The sequence below is a fragment of the uncultured Leptotrichia sp. genome (assembly GCF_938036635.1).
Taxonomy (GTDB): domain Bacteria; phylum Fusobacteriota; class Fusobacteriia; order Fusobacteriales; family Leptotrichiaceae; genus Leptotrichia; species Leptotrichia hongkongensis.
In genome coordinates, this window is sequence record NZ_CALHQO010000196.1 from 1 (window position 1) to 3,411 (window position 3,411).

The following is a 3,411-nucleotide window of genomic DNA, read 5'->3' on the forward strand; positions in this document are numbered from 1 at the left end:
AGGATAAATTTTTGCAGAATGCAGTCGAGTTCTTTGATGGAGAGATTTTGGAAAAAAAATGATGTTAAAATGTTGAACAAAAAATTTTAAACAAAAGAAAGGAATGATGAATATGAAAATTAAAGTAATTTTGAAGGAAACAATAAAAGGTGTCGGGAAAAAAGATGAAATTGTGGAAGTAAAAGATGGGTATGCAAATAACTTTTTATTAAATAAAAATAAGGCAATACTTGCGACTCCAGAGAATGTTAATAAATTGAAGGCAAAAAATGAAAAAATTCAGAAAAATCATGATAAAGATGTAAAAAACGCAAATGAACTAAAAGAATTTTTGGCAGAAAAAGAAATTGTCTTAAAAGTGAAGGCTGGAGAAAATAACAAAGTATTTGGATCAATTGGGGCAAAGGAAATTGTAGAGGCTTTGAAAGAACAGCTGAATGTTGAAATTGATAAAAAGAAAGTATCTGCCAGCTCAAAAGTTAAAGAAATTGGATTACACAATGTAGAATTAAAACTTCATTCTGAAGTTAAGGCAAATTTAAAAGTTAGAGTTGAAGCAAAATAATTTTAAAAAAGATATGAGATTATCAAATATATTAAAGTACTGTATGTTTTAATTTTGATTTTTAAATTGTATTATTATAGAAAATAGAAAGTGAGAAATTTTAAAAATGGGATTATATGATCTGGAAGATGAGGAAAATAGCAAACCTTACAGTATAGAAGCTGAAGAGGCACTTCTTGGCTCTGTCTTTATAAATCCCAATGTTATAGGTGACATTGTTGATATTGTAACGGTGGAAGATTTTTACAAAAATAACTATAAGCTGATTTTTTCCGAAATGATAAAGGCTTATAATATGGGTAAAATAATTGATGTGCTTCTAATAATAGAATCTCTAAAAAAACAGGAACTGATAGATGAAATTGGCGGAGAGGATATTATTTACGACTTGACGGAAGTTGTGCCTACTGCTGCGAATGCTGTTAATTATGCTCAGATTATAAAAGATAAGTCTGTACAGCGTCAGTTAATAGATATTGGTGAAAAAATTGTAAAAATGGCTATGCGAGGATATGACGAAGTTGACACAATGCTTGATAAGTCAGAAAGCATGATTTTTAAAGTTGCAGAATCTAAGCAGAAAAAAGATATTGTACCTCTGTATGAATTAGTTCAAGGTAAGATAACCCAAATGGATAATTATACAGATAATAAAGGTAAAATAACTGGTATTTCTTCAGGATTTAATAGATATGACAGTATAACAAGTGGCTTTCATGGCTCGGATCTTTTGATTCTTGCAGCACGTCCTGCAATGGGAAAAACTGCATTTGCATTAAATCTTGCAATAAATGTTGCAAGACAAGGTAAAGGTGTACTTATATACAGTTTAGAAATGGGAAATGAGCAATTATTTGACAGGCTTGTAGCAAGTGAGGCAAAAGTAAGGTTAAAAGCCTTAAAAGACAGTACTTTGTCTTCAGAGGAAATGATAAATTTAGGAAATGGTCTTGGACGGCTTTCTGAAATGCCAATTTATATTTCGGATTCTTCAAGTGTAACAATGCTGGAAATAAAGGCAACTGCAAGAAGACTTAAGTCTGAAGGTAAACTGGACTTTATGTTAATTGACTATCTACAGTTAATTAGTCCTTCTGAAAATTCGAGAAAAAGCAGGGAACAGGAAATATCTGAAATTTCACGGTCGTTAAAAATACTTGCAAAAGAACTGAATATACCAATTGTAACATTATCGCAATTATCACGTGGAGTGGAGCAGAGAGTCGATAAAAGACCGATTTTGTCAGATTTAAGGGAATCAGGGGCAATTGAGCAGGATGCGGATATGGTAATGTTTTTATACCGTGAAGAGTATTATCACAAGGACACTGCTCAGGAAGTAAATAATCTAAATATTCCACAACAGTATTTGGAAAAACCAAAACCGGAACCAAAAGATGACGACAATAAATTAGAAAAAGTCGAATTAATAATAGGAAAACATAGAAGTGGACCGACTGGAACAATAGAACTTGGATTTAGACCAAGCTATCAGCAATTTGTAAATGTGGTAGATGATGAATTTGCACCATTGCCGCAATAATAATTTTAAGTAAAAATAAATTTAAAGGAGATAAAATAGAAAATGGAAAACAGAAAAAGGGTAGAATTATTAGCACCAGCAGGAAATATGGAAAAATTAAAGACAGCATTTCACTTTGGGGCTGATGCATGTTTTGTTGGAGGAAGTTCATTTAATTTGAGAGGAATGTCTTCAAACTTTAAAAATAAGGAATTAAAGGAAGCTGTAGATTATGTACACAGTTTAGGTAAAAAAATATATGTTACATTAAATATTTTTGCACACAATACAGAAATTGACTATTTACCAAGATTTATAAAAAAATTGGATGAATTTGGCGTAGATGCTGTAATCGTAGCTGATCTTGGAGTGTTCCAGACAGTAAGAGAACATGCTCCAAATCTTAAAATTCACGTAAGTACACAGGCAAACAATACAAACTGGATGAGTGTGAAAACTTGGAAGGATTTAGGAGCAAAAAGAGTTATTCTAGCTAGAGAAATGTCTCTAAAAGAAATAAAAACAATTCGTGAAAAAGTACCAGATGTGGAAATAGAAGTATTTATTCACGGAGCAATGTGTATGGCCTACTCAGGAAGATGCTTACTAAGTAACTATTTTACAAACCGTGATGCAAATCGTGGAATTTGTGCACAGGACTGCCGTTGGAACTATAAAGTGATTGCAGAAGGTCATGAAGAAACTGGAGCTCATGACATTGTTGAAAATGAAGAAGGAACATATATGTTCAATGCCAAAGATTTATGTTCTATTGAATTTATTGATAAAGTAATTGAAACAGGAGTAGATTCATTAAAAATTGAAGGAAGAATGAAAAGTATCTACTATAATTCAACTGTAGTAAAACAATATAAAAGAGCATTGGATAATTATTATTCAGGAAATTACAAATATGATCCAGACTGGTTGAAGGAACTTAAAACAATCAGTCATAGACAATATTCAAATGGTTTTTATTTAGGACCTACTTCTGAAAAAGATCAAAATTATGAAACAGGACTTTCTTATAGCCAAACATATAGACTTGTTGCAAATGTACTTGAAAAAGTTGATACAAATAAATATAAAATTCAGATAAGAAATAAAGTTTATGCAACTGAAACTTTGGAATTGGTACGTCCAATCGGAGATGCTGTTAAATTCAAAGTAGAAAACTTTTTAAACACAAAAAATAACGAATTTCAAGAATATGTAAATCCAAATACAATCGCTATTATTGAGACTGATGTGGAAATGGGACCGATGGATTTAATTAGAATTAAACTGCCTGAAGGACAATCGGATAGCGATATGGATACTGAAG

3 protein-coding genes are annotated in these 3,411 nt (G+C 31.4%); all 3 read left to right on the forward strand.

Annotated elements, in window-relative coordinates; translation table 11 throughout:
- Nucleotides 1–112: 112 nt before the first annotated feature.
- On the forward strand, nt 113–565 hold the full coding sequence (gene rplI, locus Q0370_RS03825) for a 50S ribosomal protein L9 (protein ID WP_299572344.1): 453 nt from the start codon (nt 113–115) through the stop codon (nt 563–565).
- A gap of 106 nt (nt 566–671) precedes the next feature.
- Nucleotides 672–2,108 (forward strand): replicative DNA helicase, encoded by a 1,437-nt coding sequence (gene dnaB, locus Q0370_RS03830; RefSeq protein WP_299572347.1) that lies wholly within the window; start codon nt 672–674, stop codon nt 2,106–2,108.
- A 42-nt stretch (nt 2,109–2,150) separates the two neighbouring features.
- Nucleotides 2,151–3,411: U32 family peptidase (locus Q0370_RS03835; protein WP_299572350.1), on the forward strand; the 1,261-nt coding region annotated here is incomplete at its 3' end.